15 protein-coding genes are annotated in these 21,901 nt (G+C 43.2%); 14 read left to right on the top strand and 1 reads right to left on the bottom strand.

What is annotated here, in order from left to right:
- Window positions 1-24: 24 nt before the first annotated feature.
- Complete coding sequence (locus tag AC58PQ_RS22870; RefSeq protein ID WP_497245670.1) at window positions 25-2,379, bottom strand: helix-turn-helix domain-containing protein; 2,355 nt, start codon at window positions 2,377-2,379, stop codon at window positions 25-27.
- 226 nt (window positions 2,380-2,605) lie between these two features.
- Between AC58PQ_RS22870 and AC58PQ_RS22865 the strand changes: the two genes are divergently transcribed.
- The 14 genes from AC58PQ_RS22865 to AC58PQ_RS22800 all read left to right on the top strand — a co-directional run bounded on the left by AC58PQ_RS22865 (window position 2,606) and on the right by AC58PQ_RS22800 (window position 21,800).
- Window positions 2,606-4,165 carry an ABC transporter substrate-binding protein gene (locus AC58PQ_RS22865; RefSeq protein WP_497245668.1) on the top strand — a complete coding sequence of 520 codons (1,560 nt, stop codon included), beginning with the start codon at window positions 2,606-2,608 and terminating at the stop codon, window positions 4,163-4,165.
- Window positions 4,166-4,342: 177 nt separating this feature from the next.
- Window positions 4,343-4,717, top strand: coding sequence for a hypothetical protein (locus AC58PQ_RS22860; RefSeq protein ID WP_497245666.1), 375 nt, complete (start codon window positions 4,343-4,345; stop codon window positions 4,715-4,717).
- 248 nt (window positions 4,718-4,965) lie between these two features.
- On the top strand, window positions 4,966-5,982 hold the full coding sequence (locus tag AC58PQ_RS22855) for an S-layer homology domain-containing protein (protein ID WP_497245664.1): 1,017 nt from the start codon (window positions 4,966-4,968) through the stop codon (window positions 5,980-5,982).
- Between the two features lie 195 nt (window positions 5,983-6,177).
- On the top strand, window positions 6,178-6,741 hold the full coding sequence (locus AC58PQ_RS22850; RefSeq protein WP_497245662.1) for a methyl-accepting chemotaxis protein: 564 nt from the start codon (window positions 6,178-6,180) through the stop codon (window positions 6,739-6,741).
- 611 nt (window positions 6,742-7,352) lie between these two features.
- Complete coding sequence (locus tag AC58PQ_RS22845; RefSeq protein WP_497245660.1) at window positions 7,353-7,679, top strand: response regulator; 327 nt, start codon at window positions 7,353-7,355, stop codon at window positions 7,677-7,679.
- A 14-nt stretch (window positions 7,680-7,693) separates the two neighbouring features.
- On the top strand, window positions 7,694-8,137 hold the full coding sequence (locus tag AC58PQ_RS22840) for a helix-turn-helix domain-containing protein (RefSeq protein WP_497245658.1): 444 nt from the start codon (window positions 7,694-7,696) through the stop codon (window positions 8,135-8,137).
- A gap of 370 nt (window positions 8,138-8,507) precedes the next feature.
- On the top strand, window positions 8,508-12,269 hold the full coding sequence (locus AC58PQ_RS22835) for a GH92 family glycosyl hydrolase (protein ID WP_497245656.1): 3,762 nt from the start codon (window positions 8,508-8,510) through the stop codon (window positions 12,267-12,269).
- Window positions 12,270-12,335: 66 nt separating this feature from the next.
- Complete coding sequence (locus AC58PQ_RS22830) at window positions 12,336-15,101, top strand: immunoglobulin-like domain-containing protein (RefSeq protein ID WP_497245654.1); 2,766 nt, start codon at window positions 12,336-12,338, stop codon at window positions 15,099-15,101.
- Between the two features lie 122 nt (window positions 15,102-15,223).
- Window positions 15,224-15,997, top strand: coding sequence for a response regulator transcription factor (locus AC58PQ_RS22825; protein ID WP_497245652.1), 774 nt, complete (start codon window positions 15,224-15,226; stop codon window positions 15,995-15,997).
- 137 nt (window positions 15,998-16,134) lie between these two features.
- Window positions 16,135-17,826 (top strand): sensor histidine kinase, encoded by a 1,692-nt coding sequence (locus tag AC58PQ_RS22820; RefSeq protein ID WP_497245650.1) that lies wholly within the window; start codon window positions 16,135-16,137, stop codon window positions 17,824-17,826.
- A gap of 2 nt (window positions 17,827-17,828) precedes the next feature.
- On the top strand, window positions 17,829-18,683 hold the full coding sequence (locus AC58PQ_RS22815) for an ABC transporter substrate-binding protein (RefSeq protein WP_497245648.1): 855 nt from the start codon (window positions 17,829-17,831) through the stop codon (window positions 18,681-18,683).
- An 18-nt stretch (window positions 18,684-18,701) separates the two neighbouring features.
- Entirely contained in the window at window positions 18,702-19,160 is a 459-nt protein-coding gene (locus AC58PQ_RS22810; RefSeq protein ID WP_497245646.1) for a hypothetical protein, read from the top strand.
- Between the two features lie 258 nt (window positions 19,161-19,418).
- On the top strand, window positions 19,419-20,744 hold the full coding sequence (locus tag AC58PQ_RS22805) for an ABC transporter substrate-binding protein (protein WP_497245644.1): 1,326 nt from the start codon (window positions 19,419-19,421) through the stop codon (window positions 20,742-20,744).
- 72 nt (window positions 20,745-20,816) lie between these two features.
- Window positions 20,817-21,800: a carbohydrate ABC transporter permease gene (locus AC58PQ_RS22800; protein ID WP_497245642.1), complete on the top strand. Its 984-nt coding sequence runs from the start codon at window positions 20,817-20,819 to the stop codon at window positions 21,798-21,800.
- The last annotated feature ends 101 nt before the right edge of the window (window positions 21,801-21,901 follow it).

Here is a 21,901-nt window from a genome sequence, read left to right as displayed (position 1 = left end):
ATTGTCCTCTGGAGTAGGCAAAGCTCATGTTTTGTTTTTCTCAATCTTGTATTGAGACAACGATACGCCGAAGCGTTTTTTGAAAATGGTATAAAAATAGTTTGTCTCTTCTAATCCGCATCGATCTAAGATTTGCTTGGTTGAAAGATTGCTGTTATCCAGCAGTTGTTTGACATGATTCATACGCACTTCAGTAATATACTCTGAAACGGATTTACCTGTAGCGTCTTTAAATAATTTCCCTAAATAAACATTAGACATTTGAAATTCGTCGGAAATGAGACGTAGATTTAAATTATTATCACGGTATTGCTCCTCAATTACCTGCATAATTCTTGAAATAATCGTATTGTGTTTATTATGTTTATTTTGTTCCATGGCCCGAATGATTTCAGAAAATAGGGATGAAAAGGTTTCATGAATTTCGTCAATGGTTTCAAATTGCTCAATGTTCCTGGAAACAAGCTGAAATAATTCCGGCCTTTTGAACTCATTATTTTCCAAAATAATATTAAAAGTTGTCTTCAACATGAAGCTGAGCTGCATAAAGGACGAAAGCAAGTTTTCATAAGTCGTTCCGGAGAGTTGGCTAATAAAGTCGGCGTATGCTTCCATGGTTTTGTCCAAATGCCCCAATTTCAAGGAGTCCAGCAACAATTTGGCTTTACTCTCGGGAAAGGAAATTGGTGTTTCCTTGATCGAGCTTCGAAAAGTTGGAGTTAGGAAGCTGCCGTGACCTTCGATGATCCGATAGGAAGATAGTGCCAATGTGTCGGAATAAGACTCATTGAGCTGCAAGTAGGAATAGACTGGGCTGCTTAGGGTTGCGGAAAAAGAGAGCTTTAAGTACTGATTTACAGCGGTATTCGCTAATTCAATAAGCCCCTTTAAGGTACTTTCTGCAGTTTCAACATTTTCGGATGGGCTGATTTCCAACAACAACAGGAGCTGATCGTTTTCCAGGTAAATGGTCTCCAGTTTATATTCCTCTGATAGGATCTCATTAACGATGTTTGCAATGCCGAATTTTAAGAGCCAACGGTCTTTCTCATCGTATTTGTCGAGGAAATCGCGATAGTTGTCTAGACGTAGTATTAACAGCCTTAGTGGGCCATTTAGATTCAAATGTATGCCAAATTCTTTTTGAGAAACTCGCAACTCTTCTTGATCAACATATCTGGTCCCAAACAGTATATCTTGCAGCCATTTGTTTTTTAGGGGAGCGAGTTGTTCTCTTTGTTTGTGTTCCCATTCATTATTTTTCGTAATCATTTCTTTGAATACGTTTTGCAGAAAATAGATGTCATTTGTCGGATGATCCTTATGATGAGTGCTTTTAACATGTCCTTTAACAGTTTCTACAAGTCGGCCGACAGGAATATAAAGCGATCTTGACAGGATGAACGAGAAGAATAAACCAAGACCCAGTATCGTTAGACATATCCAAAGTGTTGAGGTTTTGAATGAATCAGCTGCGCCGATAAATGTTGCGTATGAAGTCAAACTAATAAATTTCCATTTTGGTTTATCTGAAGAAACAAAGGTAACTTGATAATCTTGACCGTTTAGGTTCGTCTTAAAGCTTCCCGATTCTTGATCAGATGCAAGTAAAGTTTGGATATACGACTCTTGTTTCGCGCTATGCAGAAACATGCTTTCTGAGGTATGATTCACAATGGTTCCTTTTGAATCGATCACGATAATTTCGTTGCCTGATCCTGCTATTTTGGCATTCAATGAAGCGATCAGATCGCGAAGCACACTTGCTTTGATATTGATGACAGTCGCAATGCTCGAGGTTGGATTCGTTCCCAGGCTGTCGAGCATGATATAGGTGTACACATTAGCAAGTTCAGAATCTGTTGCGGCTTGGGGCATTGGAACTTTTCTGGAAAAAGGCATTTCGGCAAGAGAATCTTTGTTCACCGTTTGCAGCAATGATAAAATGTCTTGATCGTAGAAATTTTCTTTTGTATAAAAACTGCCCGTCTCTGTGGATATGATACGATTCAAAGTTAGATTGATCGTATATACCGAGTGCACATAATCGTGCGGAAGTGAAAGGTTATTTAGGTTGCGCAATGCTTCTCCGAGCATAACCATATCGTTTTCCTGATTATGCAGCAGAACGGATGTATAGGGACTCAACATAACGGTATTTGTAAATTTGCTAACCAAAGTATCCATGTACTTCATACTGTAACTGGTTTGAGACAGGATAGAAGTATTCATTCGATTAATATTATCCAAAGAAGAAGTAAAAAAATTTCGATAGAGCAGCGAGGATAGTCCTATAATCAATAAAGTAACCGTTACCGTAAGAGTAAACAATATTTTTGCAAATAAGGTCTTGCGAGGAGATTTTAGCTGGAAAGCCATGAGGGAGTTAACCTCCTTAAGATAGTTTTTTATACTTCTCACTTCTCCAAGACAGTACTTTTATCCTTCAAGGAGTTTTCTGGATATGTGAAAAACAATACAATTTGTAGAAAAATGCATTTTTTGGTGAATGTTCTAGACAGTTTTATGTCTTGCGTACTTGGACTAAAAAATGTAGAATACTGGCACATAGATCCTTACTATTTCCATTGGAGGAAAAAACTTGATGAGACGAAGGCTGTCTAAGCGTTCTAAATTTATTTTGGCAATCCTGTTTGCGACGGCATCATTGATTTCAGGATGTGATTCCAAAGAACCAGCCAAAGATAGGCCTGGAACAACTGAGCAAGCCCTGGCGATTGATCGTCCAAGTCAGAAAGATCTGCAGCAGGTAGAATTGGTTTATTATTTCCCTTCTCCACCGCAAAAGGATTTGCAAGCTATTAATGAAGAGTTGAACAGATTAATTAAACCCAAAATAAATGCCACAGTTAAGTTAAATATGATTGACCTTGGGAATTATGACCAGAAGATGAACTTGATGATCTCTTCAGGTGAACCATTTGATCTGGCGTTTACATCGACGTGGATCAACAATTACTTTCAAAATGCATCCAAAGGAGCATTTATAGCGATTGACGAATTGCTTGATAAGTATGGCCCCCAAACAAAAGCAGGTGTACCCGCTAATATATGGAACGCTGCCAAAGTGAATGGCAAGTTGTACGGTGTGATCAACTACCAGGTTATGGCTACCAGCTATGGATTCGATGTACAGAAAGAACTCGCTGATAAATATCACTTTGATTGGAAGCATGCAAAAACCTTTGAAGATTTAGAACCTATTCTGAATGCTGTGAAAAAAGGGGAGACTAACAAGATTCCGCTGGAATATTCGACGACTGGAGACATTTTTGTAGGTGCCGCCCCCTTCTATGGTTTCGATATTATCGGCGATCAAAAAATGCCCGGCTGGGTTCGGTTGAACGATCGAGACTTGAAAGTAATTGACCAATACGACACTCCAGAGTTTAAGAAACTCATTGCGCAATCCAGAAAGTGGTACGAAAAAGGGTATTTTCGAAAAGATGCTGCCACAACGAAAGAGATAGCAGCTGACCGAAAAGCTGCGAGATATGCAATGGCGATACCAGCATACCAAACGCTGGATTCGACTGAAGATCCTTTCATTGGCGGGGTGTTGAAGTCAATAACAGGTGTGGAATGGTACAGAAAGCGTTTTACCAAGCCAATCATAACGACTGACCGTGCGGCGGCAACAATCACAGCTATCTCCAGAACGTCCAAGAACCCGGAGCGGGCTATGATGTTTCTTGAACTGATGAACAGCGATCCGCAAGTTGCCAATTTATTAAACTTTGGTATTGAGGGCAAACAATATAAAAAGATATCCGATACTCGTATAGAGCGGATCAAGGATAGCGGATATGATCCGAACTTTCCATGGGTATTCGGGAATAATTTGATCCTATGGAAAACGGAGAACGATACATCTGAAACATCTGAAATATGGAATCAATTGAATGAAAATTCCGATCTATCACCTATCCTCGGTTTTACTTTTGATACGGAAGCTGTCAAATCTGAAATTGCCCAGTGCCAGGCCATAATCGATCAATATTTATCTGTACTGACGACAGGAACCGGCGATCCTGACAAACTTCAGCCGGAATTTATTGGCAAGCTAAAGAAATCGGGTGTCGATAAGGTTATCGCCGAGAAACAGAAGCAGCTGGACGAATGGCGTAAAGCTAACGGGAAATAGCAAAAAGTCTTCAAGCCCATTTGGGTTTTGGAGACTTTTTCATTTTCTGGAGGTCGCTTGGACTGTCCGTACTTAGAGTGTGTTCATTATTTCGGATAGTTGTATCGTTTTTTAGGATAGTTTCACCGAAGGCATTTTTATAAGATAACTATGTATCACAAACATGAAGGGAACTTTATGAAAACATACTTGTTTAGAAGTCGTGGAAAAAACAATGAATACTTTCCAGATCGAGAAGATGGATATGTTTTTAATAGCAGCGCACCAAGTTGTGACATTTTGAGACAAGACATTGAAAACGGTGGTGTTTTGTATTACTTATATTTAATTAAAAAAGGGATAATCGTTGAAAGAGGATTCATTAGCAGCTATGAGACCAAAGTTGATAAGGGTAGGCTAATGTACTATGCGATTTACGAGAATAGAACCACGTTAAGTCCATTTTTAGTCATCCCACGATGGCCTAGTCCAATGGCAGGTATTATTCAATTGGATGATAGTAACAGAAGAATTATTGAAAGTTTATATCCTCCTGCCAGCCGCAGAAGTTAGAGAAATGTTTAAAAGAAGTAGACGCATTTTCTTCAAAACTTGAAGAATTCATGTATTTTTGTTGTTCAGCATATATGCTCACTTTGCTTATGATAGTAATACGATAATCTGAGAGGGCAACTAGATGATTAGTCAGAGGCAATATTAGCATAGGTATCATTTCAATCCTATTCAAAGGAGGAGGTGGACTCCTGAAACTTAACTAATCATCCTAGCGTTTTGATCAAAAATTAGAGAGGATAAATGAAATGAAAAGAAAACTTCTTTCGACTAGCCTGACCCTGTTGCTGATCAGCTTCCTGATTCCATTTGCAGCTTTTGCGGCAGACAGCGCCTCATTTACTTTAACGATATCAAACGAAAGACCGGAAGCTGGCCAAGAGGTCATAGTCAGCGTAAAAGGGCATGATCTTAAGGACTTATACGCTTATGAGGTCAACTTGGGGTATGATCCCGAACGATTACGTTTCAAGAAGGCCAAGAGTGACATTCCTGGCATGTCCATAACGCCAATCGTGAAGAACGGCAGTATTCAATTTGCTAACACCATGATCGGAGATAAAGCCGGGAAGAATGGAGATGTGCTCATAGGTACATTTGCATTTGATGCAATTGGCAATGGCGAGACTACAGTAGAACTGAACGAGGTGATGTTGGTAAACAGTCAATTGGCTTCAGTTACACAAAAGGGCGACGCTCGAATCACAACCAAGATCCAGGGCGACACGGTTGAAACATTCACGGATATTGCCGATCATTGGGCGAAAGAAGCGATTGAGCAAGCGGTAAAAATAGGTTTCGTGAACGGATTTGAAGACCATACGTTCCGCCCTCAAGGACTTGTTACCCGCGCGGAATTTACGGCTATGCTGACTCGAGCGCTTCAACTCCCTGGCCTTGAGGATGCAGTGACGGACTTTGCAGATGACGAAAGCATCCCGCAATGGGCAAGGCCGGGCATATCGGCAGCCGTGTCGGCAGGCATTGTGAACGGATATGAAGACAATACCTTCCGCGCGGATAACCGAATTAACCGTGCTGAGATGACGACTTTGGTAGTTCGAGCATTGAAATTAGACGTGAATTCAACTACTGCTTCCACATTCTCCGATGTTTCCCAAATTCCGGATTGGGCTGCCACCTACGTTGCGGCGGCGTACAAGGCAGGCTTTATTCAAGGAAGAGACGGTAATCAATTCGCTCCACTTGAGCAATCCACGAGAGCGGAAGCTGTTACATTAATTCTAGCGGCCATTAAAAAATAAATAATGGATTTGTCGAATTATAAGTGTGCAAAAGTAATGGGATTGACCTAAATCCATGGTTTATGGGGAAGGGACAATCCCTTATTTTTATTTTGTGAAAAGTGGAGAAAACCAATTTACGGCGAGAAGAATAGGTTTGGGAGCTTTTACAATAATCTAATACGAAAAAGCTCAATACCCAGGGATAGCGTTCCCATGGATGAAGTGAGTTCAGAGGTGTTAAAGCTGCTGCATGCTCATCCGTATCATAGCAAATATTTTTTGACTAATATTTTACCGATGGCCTCCATTCCCGGCATACTAGGTATGTTTGCGGCGTTACCTACTTCATTAGCAAAAGCTGCAAGCTCAATTACGGAACTTGTATCTAGCACACAGAATGAAAGCCTTATCATGATGGCTAGTATTGCACAAGGAAAGCAAGCAGTGGAGCAAGGACAAACATGGATTCATGATACTTATGAAAAATTTAAAGTGATTTTCAATGGAATATCCTTGTTTTCTGATCGGACAGATCGCCTAATGTATACACTTGAGCGAGCTGTCAACTCGTTTGAACTCATTTCGAATGCGATGCAGAAAATCTCACGGATCACCGAGGAGCAATCTGCAGGTTATGAGGAGGTCGCTGCGGCAGCACAGGAGCAGAGTGCTTCCATTCAGGCAATTACAGACGCAATTCGCAAACTGTCAGTGATGGCTGCTGAACTACAAGGTTCGGTGCAAAAGTTTAGGATGATAAATCAAAATATCTTGTAGGATGAGGGTGCCCCAAATTGATGAAAATCACTTTTGGGGCACTCTCATTCAAATTTGGTGGTTTGAATTTTTGAAAATATTGTATATATCGTAAAAGTTCAATATTAGTGATAATTGTACGTATTTTTAGGATATTCAATGCAAAACTGAAAATTTAATATTAAATCAATAAATAACATGTAAATCGTAAATTTTTACGAACATAAACTTTAACCCCGACATAAAAGCAACCTTTATGCTGGGGTTAAAGTATGTTTTAGTGCAATTCAACATTGAAATTCATGCTTTCACTTTGCCAATCGCCAAGAAAGCACCTGAAGAGATATTGTGAAAGCGTTTCATTTATATTCCGGAAGAAACCATCCGTTAGGGGGACTATATGCGAAAACGAATCCTTTATTTGTGGTATCACTTGTTAAGTCGCCTCTATAAAAAATCGGGGGACTTATTCTTTTTTTAGAGAAAACTGTATTATTTGTTGTTCTTTGTGTTAGGACGGGAAACTAAAATAGGGTTATATCGATGTGTAGAAAGCAAGGAAATTAAGTAAGATTTCGTCGAATCGCGGAACATCTTTCAACTGACTACAAGCTGAATGTGAGGTATGCATAATGACTAATGCGGAGTGTAGAGCGGTAATTATAGACGACGAAGCCTGGATTCGGGAAGGGCTAAGCGAAAATATCGAATGGAAGAAGCTCGGGATCGCTCTCGTTAAAGTTTTTCATGATGGGGCCGATGCGTTTGCCTATCTGAAAGAAGATCCGGTGGATATTATTCTTTCCGATATCCGTATGCCCAATATGACAGGGCTTGAAATGCTGGCCAAGCTTCGCGATAGCGCAAGCGAGAATGCGGCGGACGATTTGTCCCGCATTAAGGTTATATTTTTAAGCGGTTACAGTGTTTCAAATTCGCTCAGGAAGCCCTGCGCTTAGGGGCAGTCGATTATTTGCTTAAGCCCTCGGAATTGGTAGAGATTGAAAATGCGCTATTAATGGCTAAGACTCTCTGTACTTCGGACGGAGTCCGACCATTTAAACAATTAAATCGTTCAGAGCCATCTGAAGAGCCGAGTTCCTATCTAATTAAAAAGGCGCTGAATTATATTCACGATCATTGTGCCGAAGAGGTTTTATTGGTAGATATTGCTAATGATCTATTAATTACGCCTAACTATCTGAGTAGATTATTCCGTCAGGAAACTGGACAGTCCTTCAGCGATTACATCTCACAGATTCGTATAAATAGAGTTTGCAACTTGATTGTGGAAAGCAACATGAAAATTTACCAAATTGGAGATATGCTTGCTTATACTAACCCTCGTTGTTTCAGAGAGTGGTTTCAGAAAAATACAGGTATGTCTCCGGTTGAATATCGCAGAAAACATACTTAAATCGTTTTCGATATTGGATGTAAATCGGAATAAATGATAGATTCGCTACGTTTTATCCATTGTTTTATACCCTTAAGATAAAGAATGTAAAACGCTTTCATAACTTCATCAGGGGGGATTCAATGGGGAATAAAAAGAGCACTGGTATTTCGTCGTCAGCAAGCTTAATGTGCCGCTAAGAACCGCAGTTGAAGCGCATTGCTGTGCTAGATCATGATTCATTTACTCGCTTTTATATCCGTCATCGCAAATGTTGCGGGAGGATGGTTGGATTATGCAGTGTTTAAGTCGATCTTGAATGGGCGACAGCAAACACGTTATCGAACAACAATAAGAAGTAGGAACAGAAAAACCGAGGAGGATTCATTAGATGAAGAAAAGGACCATACGAAGATGGTTTCATTTCATGTTTTGTTTTGTTCTATTGTCAGGGGTTCTAAACTTGCCGTTTGCCCCCGTTCCAAAAGCCGAAGCGAAAGCCGCAAATTTCCATTCCGGTCTCGAAGATCAAGATATTCAACCGACATGGAGAAATGAATCGGAAAGCAGTCTGAATGTTGAAGGAATATGTTGTCAACTAAACGGGATGGAGACGGACACTTCTGGCGAGATTCACCAATCTGGTCAAAAGGCACTTGTATATTCTGGTAAAAGCGCAGGTACAGGCAAGTCTTTCGCCTACAATAAAGTGTTCGATGTCAATATTCCTGTAGAGTCTGACACTTCCTTATCGTATTGGATTTATCCGCAAGGAAAATCAAGTATGAATGGGAATGTAGTAGACAATGGGAAGAACAGCACTTATGTCGCCGTGGATCTTGCGTTCGATGATGGCTCTTACTTGCACGACGCCGGATCTGTAGATCAGTACGGCATTAAGCTGGATCCGCAATATCAAGGGGCAGGCGGGAAACTGGCACTGGATTCGTGGAACTTTATCATGTCCGACATCGGTTCCGTTGCTGCCGGCAAAACGATCAAGCGTATTCTGATTTCATACAAACAATCGGATTCTCCAGGCACATTTCGGGGGTTCCTCGATAATATTCAACTCAGAGGCGCTGATCGTAGTTTAACGGAATATGTCAATCCTTTTGTCGGTACGAAGGAAGTTGATACTGGCTTTGACGACGGATTTGGCGGAAACATCGGGAATACGTTCCCGGGTGCTACCCTGCCTTTCGGAATGGTTCAATGGAGTCCGGATAACGGTTATAGCGGTAATGCACCTAGTGGCGGCGGGTACGATTATAACAAAAATGTGATACAAGGATTTAGTATGACTCATGTTGACGGACCTGGATGCAGGATCGGACAAGCCTTGCCGATCATGCCTGTTGTAGGACAAATTGGCAGGTCGCCAGGAACAAATTTCGGGGATTACGCTTCCACTTTCAACCATGCTAACGAGCAGGCAAGCCCTGGATATTACAGCGTGCGTCTGGATGGTTCCGCTATTCAAACCGAACTGACGTCTACGTTACGAACGGGCTTTGGCAGACTCACTTACCCGGCAACGAATAACGCAATGGTATTGATCAATACCGGAGTAGCCGGCGGCGACGTCTATGGCGGAGAAGTCAATATTGAAGGCAATAACGTTGTGACCGGATATACCAGAACGGGCGGATTTTGCGAAATTGGTTACGGCCCAAACTTGGCGGAAAATAAAAAGTATAATGTTTATTTTGCTGCGGAATTTAGCCAGCCGTTTGCAAATTCAGGCACTTGGGCAGGATCAGACGTTTCAACATCCGTAAAGCAGCGTAAAAATACAACGAATGCCGGGGCATTTGTGCAATTCGATACAACTAACAAAAAAGAAGTGCTTGTCAAGATTGGTATTTCCTATACCAGTGTGGAAAACGCAAAATTAAACTTGAAAACCGAAAATTCAGGATGGAATTTTGACACCATCAAGCATGAAGCGAAATCCAAATGGGAGCAAAAATTAAACACCATTCAAGTACAAGGAGGCACGGAGGAACAGAAAAAAGTCTTTTATTCTGCTTTGTATCACTCCATGCTGCATCCAAGTACGTTCAGTGACGTGAACGGAGACTATTTGGGCACCGACCAACAGGTACACCGGGCGGAAGGCTATACGCACTATTCATTGTTTTCAGGATGGGATACTTATCGTTCTCAGATGCAGCTTCTTGCCTTGCTGGCTCCAACTGAAGCGGGGGATATGGCGCAATCGCTCGTGAATAACGCGATTCAACGCGATGGTTATGTGCCGTTATGGCAAATAGCCAATACGGAAACCTACGTCATGTCCGGAGACCCTGTTTCGGCCATGATACCGAGCCTTTATGCTTTCGGAGCGAGGAATTTCAATACGAAGGATGCATTAGCGGTTTTGGATAAGACAGGAACGGTTCCATCGCCTCTCAATCCACGTGAACGTCTGATGGATTACCTGTCTTATGGATATATTCCTATCGAGAGAAGCGGACAAGCCGCGAGCATTACGATGGAATTTAATTCATCTGACTTTGCGATTGCCCAGTTCGCCAAATCCCTGGGCGACATGGACAAATACAATACGTACTTGAACCGTTCACAAAGCTGGACTCGTCTTTTTAACCCGCAAACCGGATATATTCAACCGAAATTAAGCAACGGCAATTTTGAGACCTCATTTAATCCTACTAGCGGTAGAGGCTTTCATGAAGGAAACTCGGCTCAATACACATGGATGATTCCTCACAACATCAAAGAGCTAATTACAAGAATGGGAGGCAATGAAGAAGCCATTAAGCGACTCGATTTCTTTTTCCAAGAACTCAATGCAGGCTCTAATTCGCCGCATGCCTTTATGGGAAATGAACCGGGTTTTGGCGGCCCTTGGACTTATAATTTTGCCGGTGCTCCTTATAAGACACAGGATGTTGTACGTAGAGTGATGCACACGCTCTTCTATAACGGTCCGGGTGGAATTGTTGGAAACGATGATGCCGGCGCCACTTCATCATGGTATGTTTTTGCCGCAATGGGCATTTATCCTTTTATCCCGGGCGTAGGGGGCTTTACCGTGAATGCTCCGTTGTTCCCGGAAATTACGATCAACTTGCCTAACTGCAACTCGATCAAAATTATAGGACATGGCGCATCTGACGCTGCCAAGTACATTCAAAAAATGAAATTGAACGGTGTGGAAACGACAAACACCTGGGTGCCTTATGAGCAGGTGGCCAATGGCGGAACGTTGGAATTCTGGTTGAGTGATCAGCCTAATGTAAATTGGGGAACATCACCTGATGATGCACCGCCGTCTTACCAAGAGCTAGGTACGCAATTGACTCCTGGCGCGACGTATCAATTAACCAATAAGGCAACTAATCAAGTGTTGGAAACTCCCGCTTCAGCCTCGGAGAATGGAACCAAAACACAAGTCGGTACGAATGTGGAAAGTTCAAGTCAGAAATGGGTGCTGAAAGGACCGTCCTGCTCGTCGGTTGCGATCGTTCAAGAAGGGAGCAACAAGGCGCTGGATATGGATGCTTCAAGCAACGATTCGATTATCAATTCGATTGACGGCAGCATCGAGCAGACTTGGGATATTCTACCTGTCGAATTCGGCTACTATAAAATAAAGAATAAGAAGAACGGTAAAGTTTTGGCGGCTGTTGCAGGCAATACAACCATCATGCAGACGGATGACGGTGGTGATTCGCAGAAATGGAAGTTCACCAAATCTGTTAAAGCGAACATCACGTACAAGCTGATTAATATAAACAGCAATAAGGCGCTGCAAATAGATGCAGCTACCGGAAATGTGCAAATCGGGACTGACCTAGGCACGGATAATCAAAAATGGACAATAACCACGAATAACGATGGGATGTATAAGCTGATTAATCCGGCCACGGGCAAGGCGCTCGATACATTAAACGGAGGAGTGAATAACTCTACAGGCTTAGTCATCGCGACAAACAGCACTTCAGTCTCTCAGAACTGGAAGGTGTCGAATCTCGGCAACGGCGATATTTATCAATTGATAAACACGAATAGCGGTAAAGCGATAGATGTAGCCAGTTCTGGAACTGCGGATGGGACCAAAGTTCAAATATACGATTGGAATGGCAGTAATGCTCAATTATGGAAGTTAGTTGAAATCGCAAATTGATCTCAAGGTAACGACCGACTATGACATACGGAGCCTGTAATTTAAGGAATCTTACGGAGGTATAATATGAAAAGAAGCGATTTCAGGAAACCATCCACTTTTGTTACTTGTATGATGCTGCTAATGGGGCTAATGTTGTACGTTGCCCCATTAGGGTTACAAACGGCTCATGCAGCGGGGAATATGCCGCCTAGGCTATGGCCGGATTTGACCGATAACGGTATCATCGTGACTGCAAGCGGGAATAACCCCCCAAACGAAACCGTTGAGAAATTGTTCGATAGCGATACGAAAACGAAATGGCTTACAAAGCAAACAACCGGCTGGGTTAGCATGCAATTAAAGGATCATGCTAAGTACGCAGTAAGGGCATATACCCTGACATCGGCAAATGACGCTGCGTCAAGAGATCCGAAAAATTGGGAATTGTTGGGTTCTAATGACGGAAACTCGTGGACACAGGTGGATGCCAGAACGAATGAAACATTCCCTTCACGCTTTCTAACAAAGTTGTATCAGTTTAATAACGATACCGCATACGAATATTACAAATTGAATGTCACCGCTAATAGCGGGGATTCCATGATACAGCTTGCTGAAATTGAGTTGTTTACTGCTCTCGATGATCAAGCCGTAGTAACGCAAACGATGAATGCGCTTAGTCTCGGGGATGTCAGCTCCGTAGTAAGCGATTTGAACTTACCAACAACTGGAGTTGAAATGACTAAAATTGAATGGGAGAGTTCGAATAAAGCCATCGTTGATACAAGCGGACACGTAACGCGCCCGAATCCGGGGCAGGGAGACGCAAATGTCATTCTGACGGCGAAAGCCTCCAGAGGCACATTCAGTATGACGAAACCATTTACCGCAACGGTTAAAGTATTAACTGAAGCCGAGGCTTTGGCGGAGGCTAAAGCGGCCCTTAAACTGGGAGACACAAGCACGGTAACTCGGGATTTGATCTTGCCTATTACGTCCATAAGGGATACTGAAATAACTTGGATAAGTTCCAATCCCGAGTTCATGGACAATAGTGGTCATATTATCAAGAAACCGGGGATCGGACAGCCTGACGTTACGTTGACTTTGACTGCCAAGCTCAGCAGGGGAGCCCTTAACGACGAAAAGGCGTTTACCGTGACGGTGAAGGCGATTACTGCGGATGAAATTGCGGTTCAATCGGCTGTCGCAGCGATTGATCTCGGTAATACAAGCGCGGTTACAGGGGATTTGACATTGCCAACACTCAGCTCGCAAGGAACGTCCATTTCGTGGAATAGTTCGGATCCGCAGATCCTCAATTATATGGGTCAAGTATTTCGTCCATGTGTTGGAGACTCGGATGTAACCGTCGTGTTGACTGCAGAAGTAAGAAAAGGCAATGCATCGGACATTAAATTGTTATACGTAACGGTGAAAGCCGAGACCGTAGAATCCACCGATCAGAAGCTGGTGGACGAAGCGATAGGGTTGCTACAACTGAGTGTCGATCCTCAGACTGTAAAAAAAGATTTGGCGCTGCCAAAAACAGGTTTGCATGGCGTAACGATTGCTTGGAATAGTTCGCAGCCAAACGTCGTTGGCGAGAACGGGAAAGTGATCCGGCCGGCGGTAAATCAACCGGATGCTGCGGTCATATTGACTGCAACCGTAAGCAAAGGAACGGCAAGCCGCACCAAAACGTTCGATATTATTGTGAAAGCGCGCAGTTTGGATGACCCGACGAACCCAGTTTTAAGCAGCGATGCTACGCTAAGCAGTATCGGGATTGGTGCCACGCCACTGGCTGATTTCAGTATGGATAAGCTCGTTTACGATGTTCAACTGTCTGAGGCTACAAAGGTCGTACCGACGGTTACCGCAGCGACAACGGATCCGAACGCAACCGTTGAAATAAGCGCTGCGGATCGTCTTCCGGGTACGACAACGATTGAGGTTACAGCGGTTGACGGCATCGCAAAACGAACCTACAAGATTAACTTCCTTCTGACATCGGTTCCGAGAAACCTGAAAGCCGCCTTATCCGGTGCAAGCATTGTCGCCACCGGCCAGTCGTTCGACATGACCTATGGCCTGCGTAATGTTACTCAAGCCGTCTATGCTCAGGATTTGACTGTAACCTACAATCCGGCGCAGTTTGAATTTGTTTCCGCAGATTCGCTTAAGACCGGGATTGCTGTCGTGGAAACGAAGGAGAAAACGCCGGGAGAGCTTCGGATTCTTATGGCAAGTTTAGGATCCGGACAGGAAGTTAAGGCGGATGGGGATTTGCTGAAGCTGTTCTTTAAGGCTAAAGATATCATACAGCCGACTACTGGAACGATAACGCTGTTCAACCTCGTTGTTGCAGGAGCTGATGGCCCAGAGACGGACGTGGAAGGAACTTCTCACAATGTACAAATCATCGTTATCGATAAAGCAGCCTTGCATGCATTGATTGCCGATGCTCAATCCAAGCATGAAGCGGCAGTAGAAGGAACGAAAGTAGGACAGTACCCGATTGGGTCGAAAGCTGCCCTTCAGGCAGCGATTGACAAAGCCAAAGTGGTAGCGGACAATGCGGCAGCTAACCTGCAACAAGTAGAGCAAGCGACGGTCGAATTGAATGCAGCTATGCAAGCCTTTATATCGTCGATCATCAACCGGGCTCCAGGTGATCTGAACGGAGAGGGCGGAGTCAGCATCGGCGATCTGGCCATCGTTGCTTCCTTGTACAGTAAAAAGGTAGGCGACCTGAACTGGGAACAGTATAAACTCGCGGATATCAATAACGATGGAAAGATTGACATTGTCGACCTTGCGGCAATAGCTAGAATGATTCTGAATTAACCCTTTATGGAGGATGGCTTAATAGCCATCCTCTTTTAACAATACGCCTTCAACGAGAAAGCTACTATTTATGACCTTCAGAGGGGCTTCTTTTATAGGATGTTGAAACAAGGGGGATTTCGATGAATCTGGATATTTGCCGAGCGATAGTTGTCGATGATGAAGTTTGGATTCGCGAAGGCATTCAAAATAACTTGGATTGGTCATCTTTGAATGTTCAATTGGTTGGTGTATTTGAGAACGGATTGGATGCATGGGCGTATATAGAAAAGCATGATGTTCAAACCATCATTTCAGATATCCGTATGCCCCAAATGTCCGGATTAGAGCTGGCAACTAAGCTGACCGCCCTTCCCCGGCCCTATCCCGTTAAAGTCATTTTTGTAAGCGGCTACGACGATTTTAAATACGCCCAGGAGGCCATACGACTTGGCGCTATCGATTACTTAATGAAACCAGTAGGAGTCGAGGAACTGACAAGGGTGCTACAAAAGGGGAAAAGCGAATGGGATCACTGGGTTGAAACCAACCGTCACAATCAGCCTGCGCTGACGAATGACAATAACGAAATGCCCAAGTCGGTTCAGATTATTAATGCCTTGGATATCATCCACGAACGATTTACGGAAGAATTGCAACTAACGGATGTAGCAGATGCTCTGTTCATCTCGCCTAATTACTTAAGCCGGCTTTTTCGCAAGGAAATGGGAATGCCCTTTCAGGATTACATCGGTAGCATGCGAATCGATCATGCTTGCAAATTGCTTACAACCAGCGTGCTTAAGATATATGAAGTTGGAGAGCAAAGCGGATTTTCAACAGCACGGCATTTTAATGATAAATTTCAAAAGCTGAAAGGAATCTCCCCGGGTGACTATCGCCGACGTTATTCATAGGCGTTCGTTACGATTTTAAACCAACGCAGAAAGCAAAGTGAACGCCATCATAAAACCAATCCATTCCGTTTCTATTCGTACACTATTACTGGGCGCTTTTCTTACACTGATGCTGATTCCTTTTTTTGGTTATTGCTTTGATTACTTATCATAAGGAAAATCAAATTATTCAGAAGCAAACAAGCCATTTTCTTCTTCAAACCGTTGAACAGGCGCAGCGCGCAATGGATGCCAACTTAGCGGAAATTGACCGCTTGACATGGTCTTTACTTTATGACCAATCGTCAGACCTGGATTTTCTTAACGGCTCTTTCGGTTCCGCCTATCAAATATTTGAGGCAGGTCAACATTTTAAAGAAAAATTTTACACCGATTTGTTTAGAGGCAGGCTGGAGTATATTCAGGCTGTTCATTTTATTACTCCAGAGATGAACATCCTTTCAACAGATAACACTTTCAGATCAAAGAGTCAGTTAGATCTTGTAAATTTTCAATATATCGTCAACCTAATTGACAAAGAACCGCTTCAGCTTCATTGGTTTAGTAAATCAAGGGAAGTCTTTCATCCGAAGGAAAGTTTTGACACGCCAATCAAGGAATCGGTATCAGCGGCTCGCCGTTTAATTGACAGTAATTCAGGTAAAGTGAAAGGGTATTTATTTATACAATTTAACGACAGGTTTATACAGGAGAATTTGCAAAGTGTTCAGATCGGGGCTATCTTTGTGTCCGATCGTTCTGGTGATCGAGTTTACCAGCAAGAAAGGCAATTGATGGACAACATCAAGCTTACTGATGCCATAATCTCCGTAACCAATAAAGAGCATGGATATCAGATTGTCGACAACGAATGGCTGTTAGCCTTCAATAGCTCCGAAGTTAGCGGCTGGAAAATGACAGCTATCGTTCCCATGAATGAATTGATTGGAACGAATCAACAGATATTAAGCTATTTGCTTTTGATGACTTTAATGGGTGCATGCGTCTCCATTATTATTTCTTTTTTGTTAGCGACTTCGATCTCTAAACCGGTCATACAGCTGGCCCGTCATATGTCCTCGGCTTCATTGCACCATTTGGTAGAAGAACACAGTCCCATATGGGAAATACGTATTCTAAATAGGAATTTTAATCAATTAATCTTACGCACTCGCGAGCTTATCAAGCAAAATGAAGTTCAAGAGCGAGAGAAGCGGGAGGCTTTGTTAAAAGCTTTGCAAATGCAAATTCATCCTCATTTTTTGTATAACACATTGGATACCATGTATTGGATGTCTGTCAAATATAAAGCAGAGACTGTCAGTAAGCTGGTTACGGCGCTTGGAAGGTTTTTCAGATTCACCTTGAACTCAGACAGAGAATGGATATCGCTTCAACAGGAAATGGAACATATTCAAAATTATTTGATCATTCAATCGTATCGATACCAGGATAAATTCAGCTATCAACTTTCGATAGAGGAAGCGATTCGTAATAATAGGATCATGCCGCTAATTTTGCAGCCGTTGGTTGAAAACGCCATTGAACACGGAATTTCGAAGTCGAGCGAGAAGGGGACGATTTCGATCGTAGCGAATAAGATCGGCGAAAAGGTGTGCATCTCTATTGCGAACACAGGAGGGCGACTGGATATGGAACATGTCAAGCAAATATTAAAATCCGATCACGCCAGTGAACATGTTGGCTTGCGTAATGTTCAGCAACGCATTCAACTTGCGTTTGGCAAAGATTACGGATTGCAGTTTTCTGTCAATTCTATAGATGGAACCGTTGTTATCGTTACTTTGCCTCACCAAGATCTGTTCGCAGCAAAACCGATGGAGGTCTGACCATGAAATTTAGGCTGAACCGAATCGTTTATGTTTCTTTCGTTTCTTTCATGCTTCTGATCGTCTGGGCAGTAAGCGGAGTCGTGTTAATGAATCGGGTAGATATTGAACCGTCTGAGGCGATCAGCGCGAAACGAACGGTTAAAGTACTTATCCGAACCGGTTCCGAATCAGCAGGCTTGCGCCAAATCGCTAAAGTGTTTGAGAAGGAATCCGGCATCCAGGTGGAATTCATAGAGCTGGGTCGCGATGTTTACTTTACATCGGTAGGAACGCAGCTCTTTGCCGGAACGAATGCGTTTGACGTTGTTTTTTTGCCGAATACCTCGATCGCGCAGTTTGCCGACACGAAAGCGCTGCAACCGCTAGATCCTTTTATTAATGATTCTCGGTATACGGATCGTCAATTGTTTGATGTCAATGATTTTCTTTCGACTTATCCGTATAAAGGAGTTACTTTCGCGCTTCCGACGGATATCAGTACACATTTTCTTTATTATCGATCGGATTTAATTCCGAAACCGCCGGAAACATGGGATGAGCTTTACGCCGTCGCGGCAAAATTTACGAAGCAGGGTAATGAAGACTCGCCAACTCGCTGGGGGCTTGCCATGCCTGCCGTCGTACCTGAGGAACGATCTAAAATATTCTCCTCATTACTTTGGACTTATGGAGGAGATGTGATTGAGGAGAATACGGGACAAGTGCTTTTTGACCAGGCAAGTTCAATTTCAGCTGGTTCATTTTTGAATCGTCTTGTTCAAGAGCGCATAGTTCCCTCAGATATGATTACATGGGATTTTTCCAGAACGAGAGATGCGCTTCTTTCGGGTGAAATCGCAATGGCCGCACCGTAATGGAATTCAGCAATCGATATGATTCATCAGAGTGATTCTCTTTACAAAAACGAAATTAAGATCGCCTTGATTCCGGGAATCCACGATCAATTCGGAGGCATCTATCGAACGCCGTTTCAGCACGGTTGGATGCTGGCGTTGACGGCGAACGCGAAGCATCCAGTTGATGCGTGGGAATTTATCAAGTTTGCCACAGGAAAGCGTGGCGGGAGCATATACGCCCAATTTGGCGGAGTTCCTGCAAGGCGGTCCATTTTATCCGACCCTTCATTTTCCAGTAAGAGGCCTGATTTCGCTCTGATTCTGGAAAGCATGAAGACCGCAAAACCTGAGCCTTCCCTGACCTATTATCCGGCTATGGTCGAAATTGAGAATGATGCGTTAGCCAAAATACTGACCTTGCACGAAGACCCGAGAAGCATACTGCTTGATGCTGCCAGTAAACTTCGGAATCTGGTTGAGAAGGTAAGAAACTGAGTGTAAACCAGAGGAATACGGCCATGCATGTGGCCGCTTTCATGAATGATTATACACTTGACCTGTAGTCCCAGTTGGAACTGTCGATTACAGGTTTATTTTTTGTGTTAGAAACTTTTAATAGATTGTTAAGCTGTACTTGTGCTTCATAATGGAATAAATGATAGATTTCATACGTTATCTTTCTGATCAAAATTATTTAAAATAAGAATTGTAAAAGCGTTTACAAACTTTATAGAAATGGGAAGGGGATTAACAATGAAACACAATCTCAAAGTAACTTTCTCTGTCTTGACAGCTGCGGGACTTCTGCTTACGGCTTGCAGCACGACGAAAACTCCAGAAGCTTCCAAACAGCCAAACACAGATAATACGCCTGTTGCAACACAGCAGCCTGCAAAAAAGGAAGTCGAAATCTTTAGCTGGTGGACTGGTGCAGGCGAAGAGGCGGGGCTAAAAGAACTGGTAAGGCTGTTCAAGATGAAGAATCCGGATATAGAGGTAATCAATGCTGCGGTTGCAGGCGGCGCGGGAACGAATGCCAAGGCTGTTCTGGCCAGCCGTATGCAGGGTGGAGATCCACCAGGTACATTCCAGGTACATGGAGGCGCAGAATTGAATTCCGGTTGGGTGGCAGCTGATAAAGTTCAACCGCTGAATGATCTGTATGAGCAAGAGGGTTGGAAAGACAAGTTTCCGAAGGATTTGATTGAGTTAGTCAGCAACGGTGACAAAATTTATTCCGTACCTGTTAATATCCATCGCGGTAATGTAACGTTCTATAACAAAAAAGTATTCGAATCGAATGGTTTGCAGCCGCCAAAAACGTTTGACGAATTTTTCAAAGTTGCGGACGTGCTTAAAGCCAAAGGTATTACGCCGTTAGCACTTGGTGACAAAGAGCCATGGGCGGCTACGATGCTGTTTGAGAACGTGCTGCTTGGCCATATGGGAGCTGATGGCTACAAGGACTTATTCACAGGCAAAGTGAGCTTTGACGATCAGAAAGTTAAAGAATCACTGGAGATTTTCAAAAAGATGCTAACCTACGCGAACAAAGATCATGCGGCAAGAAACTGGCAGGACGCTGCGCAACTGGTCGCCAAAGGCGAGGCTGCCATGAATGTCATGGGCGACTGGGAGAAAGGTTACTTCACGACTGACCTGAAATTAAAGCCGAACGAAGAATTCGGTTGGACACCAACTCCGAATTCCGAAGGCAGCTTTATGGTCGTTACGGATACGTTTGCATTGCCTAAAGACGTGAAAGATCCGAATACGGTCAAAGAATTCTTGAAGGTACTCGGCTCCGTTCAAGGTCAAGACGCTTTTAATCCATTGAAAGGCTCCATCCCTGCACGCGTGGATGCGGATGTGTCTAAGTACGACGTTTACGGCAAACAAACCATTGAGGACTTTAAGAAAGCGAAGCTGGCGCCTAGCCTCGCACACGGCTCTGCGGCATCCGAAGGCTTCTCGACGCAAGTGAATCAAGCCATCACAGTCTTTGTAACGAAGGGTGATGTGAATCAAGCGGCTGCAGCTTTCAAGCAAGCTGCTTCGTCAAACGGCATTTCCAAATAAGATAAAACTGAATTGAGGTTGGGGGCTGATTTTTCAGCCTTCTTCCTTATATTCGGAGAGGATGGAGAGGACATGAACTCAGTCAGACAAATAAATCCTACTGATATTGCATCAAAAGTTCATCATAGAGAGAAAAAAAGAACTTGGAAAATGGAGAGCCTTTCTCCGATTTTAATGCTAGCGCCTTCCCTGATCGCGATAGCCATTTTCGTATACGGTTTTATTAGTTGGACTGGTTACGTTTCACTCAGTAACTGGAATACGCTTAAACAAGACCTTTCGTTCGCTGGACTCGCTAATTTTAAGTTTTTATTTAGCGACTTCCGTTTTCAGTCGGACCTTCGAAATACATTGATGTTTACCGTACTGTTTATTGGGTTCAGTATGTTTATAGGTATCTTTTTGGCAATGCTTATTGATCAAAAGATTCGTGCAGAAGCATTGTTTCGCAATATTTTCATGTTCCCGTTAGCACTTTCCTTTGTTGTCACTGGTGTTGTCTGGCAATGGATTCTTAACCCTACAACTGGCGTCAATTTACTACTTAAAGGTCTTGGCATCAAGGAAGGGCCTGAGTGGTATATCAGTACAGACGTGCTTCCTCATTTCTCATGGGGACAAATTGAATTCGGACTTCCGCTTGCAATTATTGCCGTCGTTTTTGCTGCGGTATGGCAGCAGTCTGGTTTTTCAATGGCCATGTATCTGGCCGGATTACGTGCAATCCCGGAGGAGCTGCGAGAAGCGGCTCGGGTTGACGGTGCAACGGAACGTCAAGTCTTTTTTCAAATCATATTACCGATGTTGAAACCCGTGACTATCAGTATGACGATTATTTTGGGTCACGTCTCTCTGAAAATATTTGATTTGATCTATGCAATGACAGGTCCCGGTGCCATGTTTGTAACGGATATGCCCGGTGTATATATGTTTGAGACGACATTCAGAGGCAATCATTACGCCCAAGGGGCAGCGATTGCGATGATTATGCTGATCATGGTATCTCTGCTAATTGTTCCCTACTTAGTTTCACAATCCAGAAAGGAGGAGTCGTAGATGGCAGGCACATCATCCTCCAGAATCATGCGTACGCTCCTATATTGCGCTTTAATTGCAACGGCAATTATGTATCTAGCTCCGATCTATGTGCTAATCGT

The sequence above is a fragment of the Paenibacillus sp. J22P143 genome (genome assembly GCF_059692035.1).
This window is presented reverse-complemented; position numbering and strand designations above follow the sequence as displayed.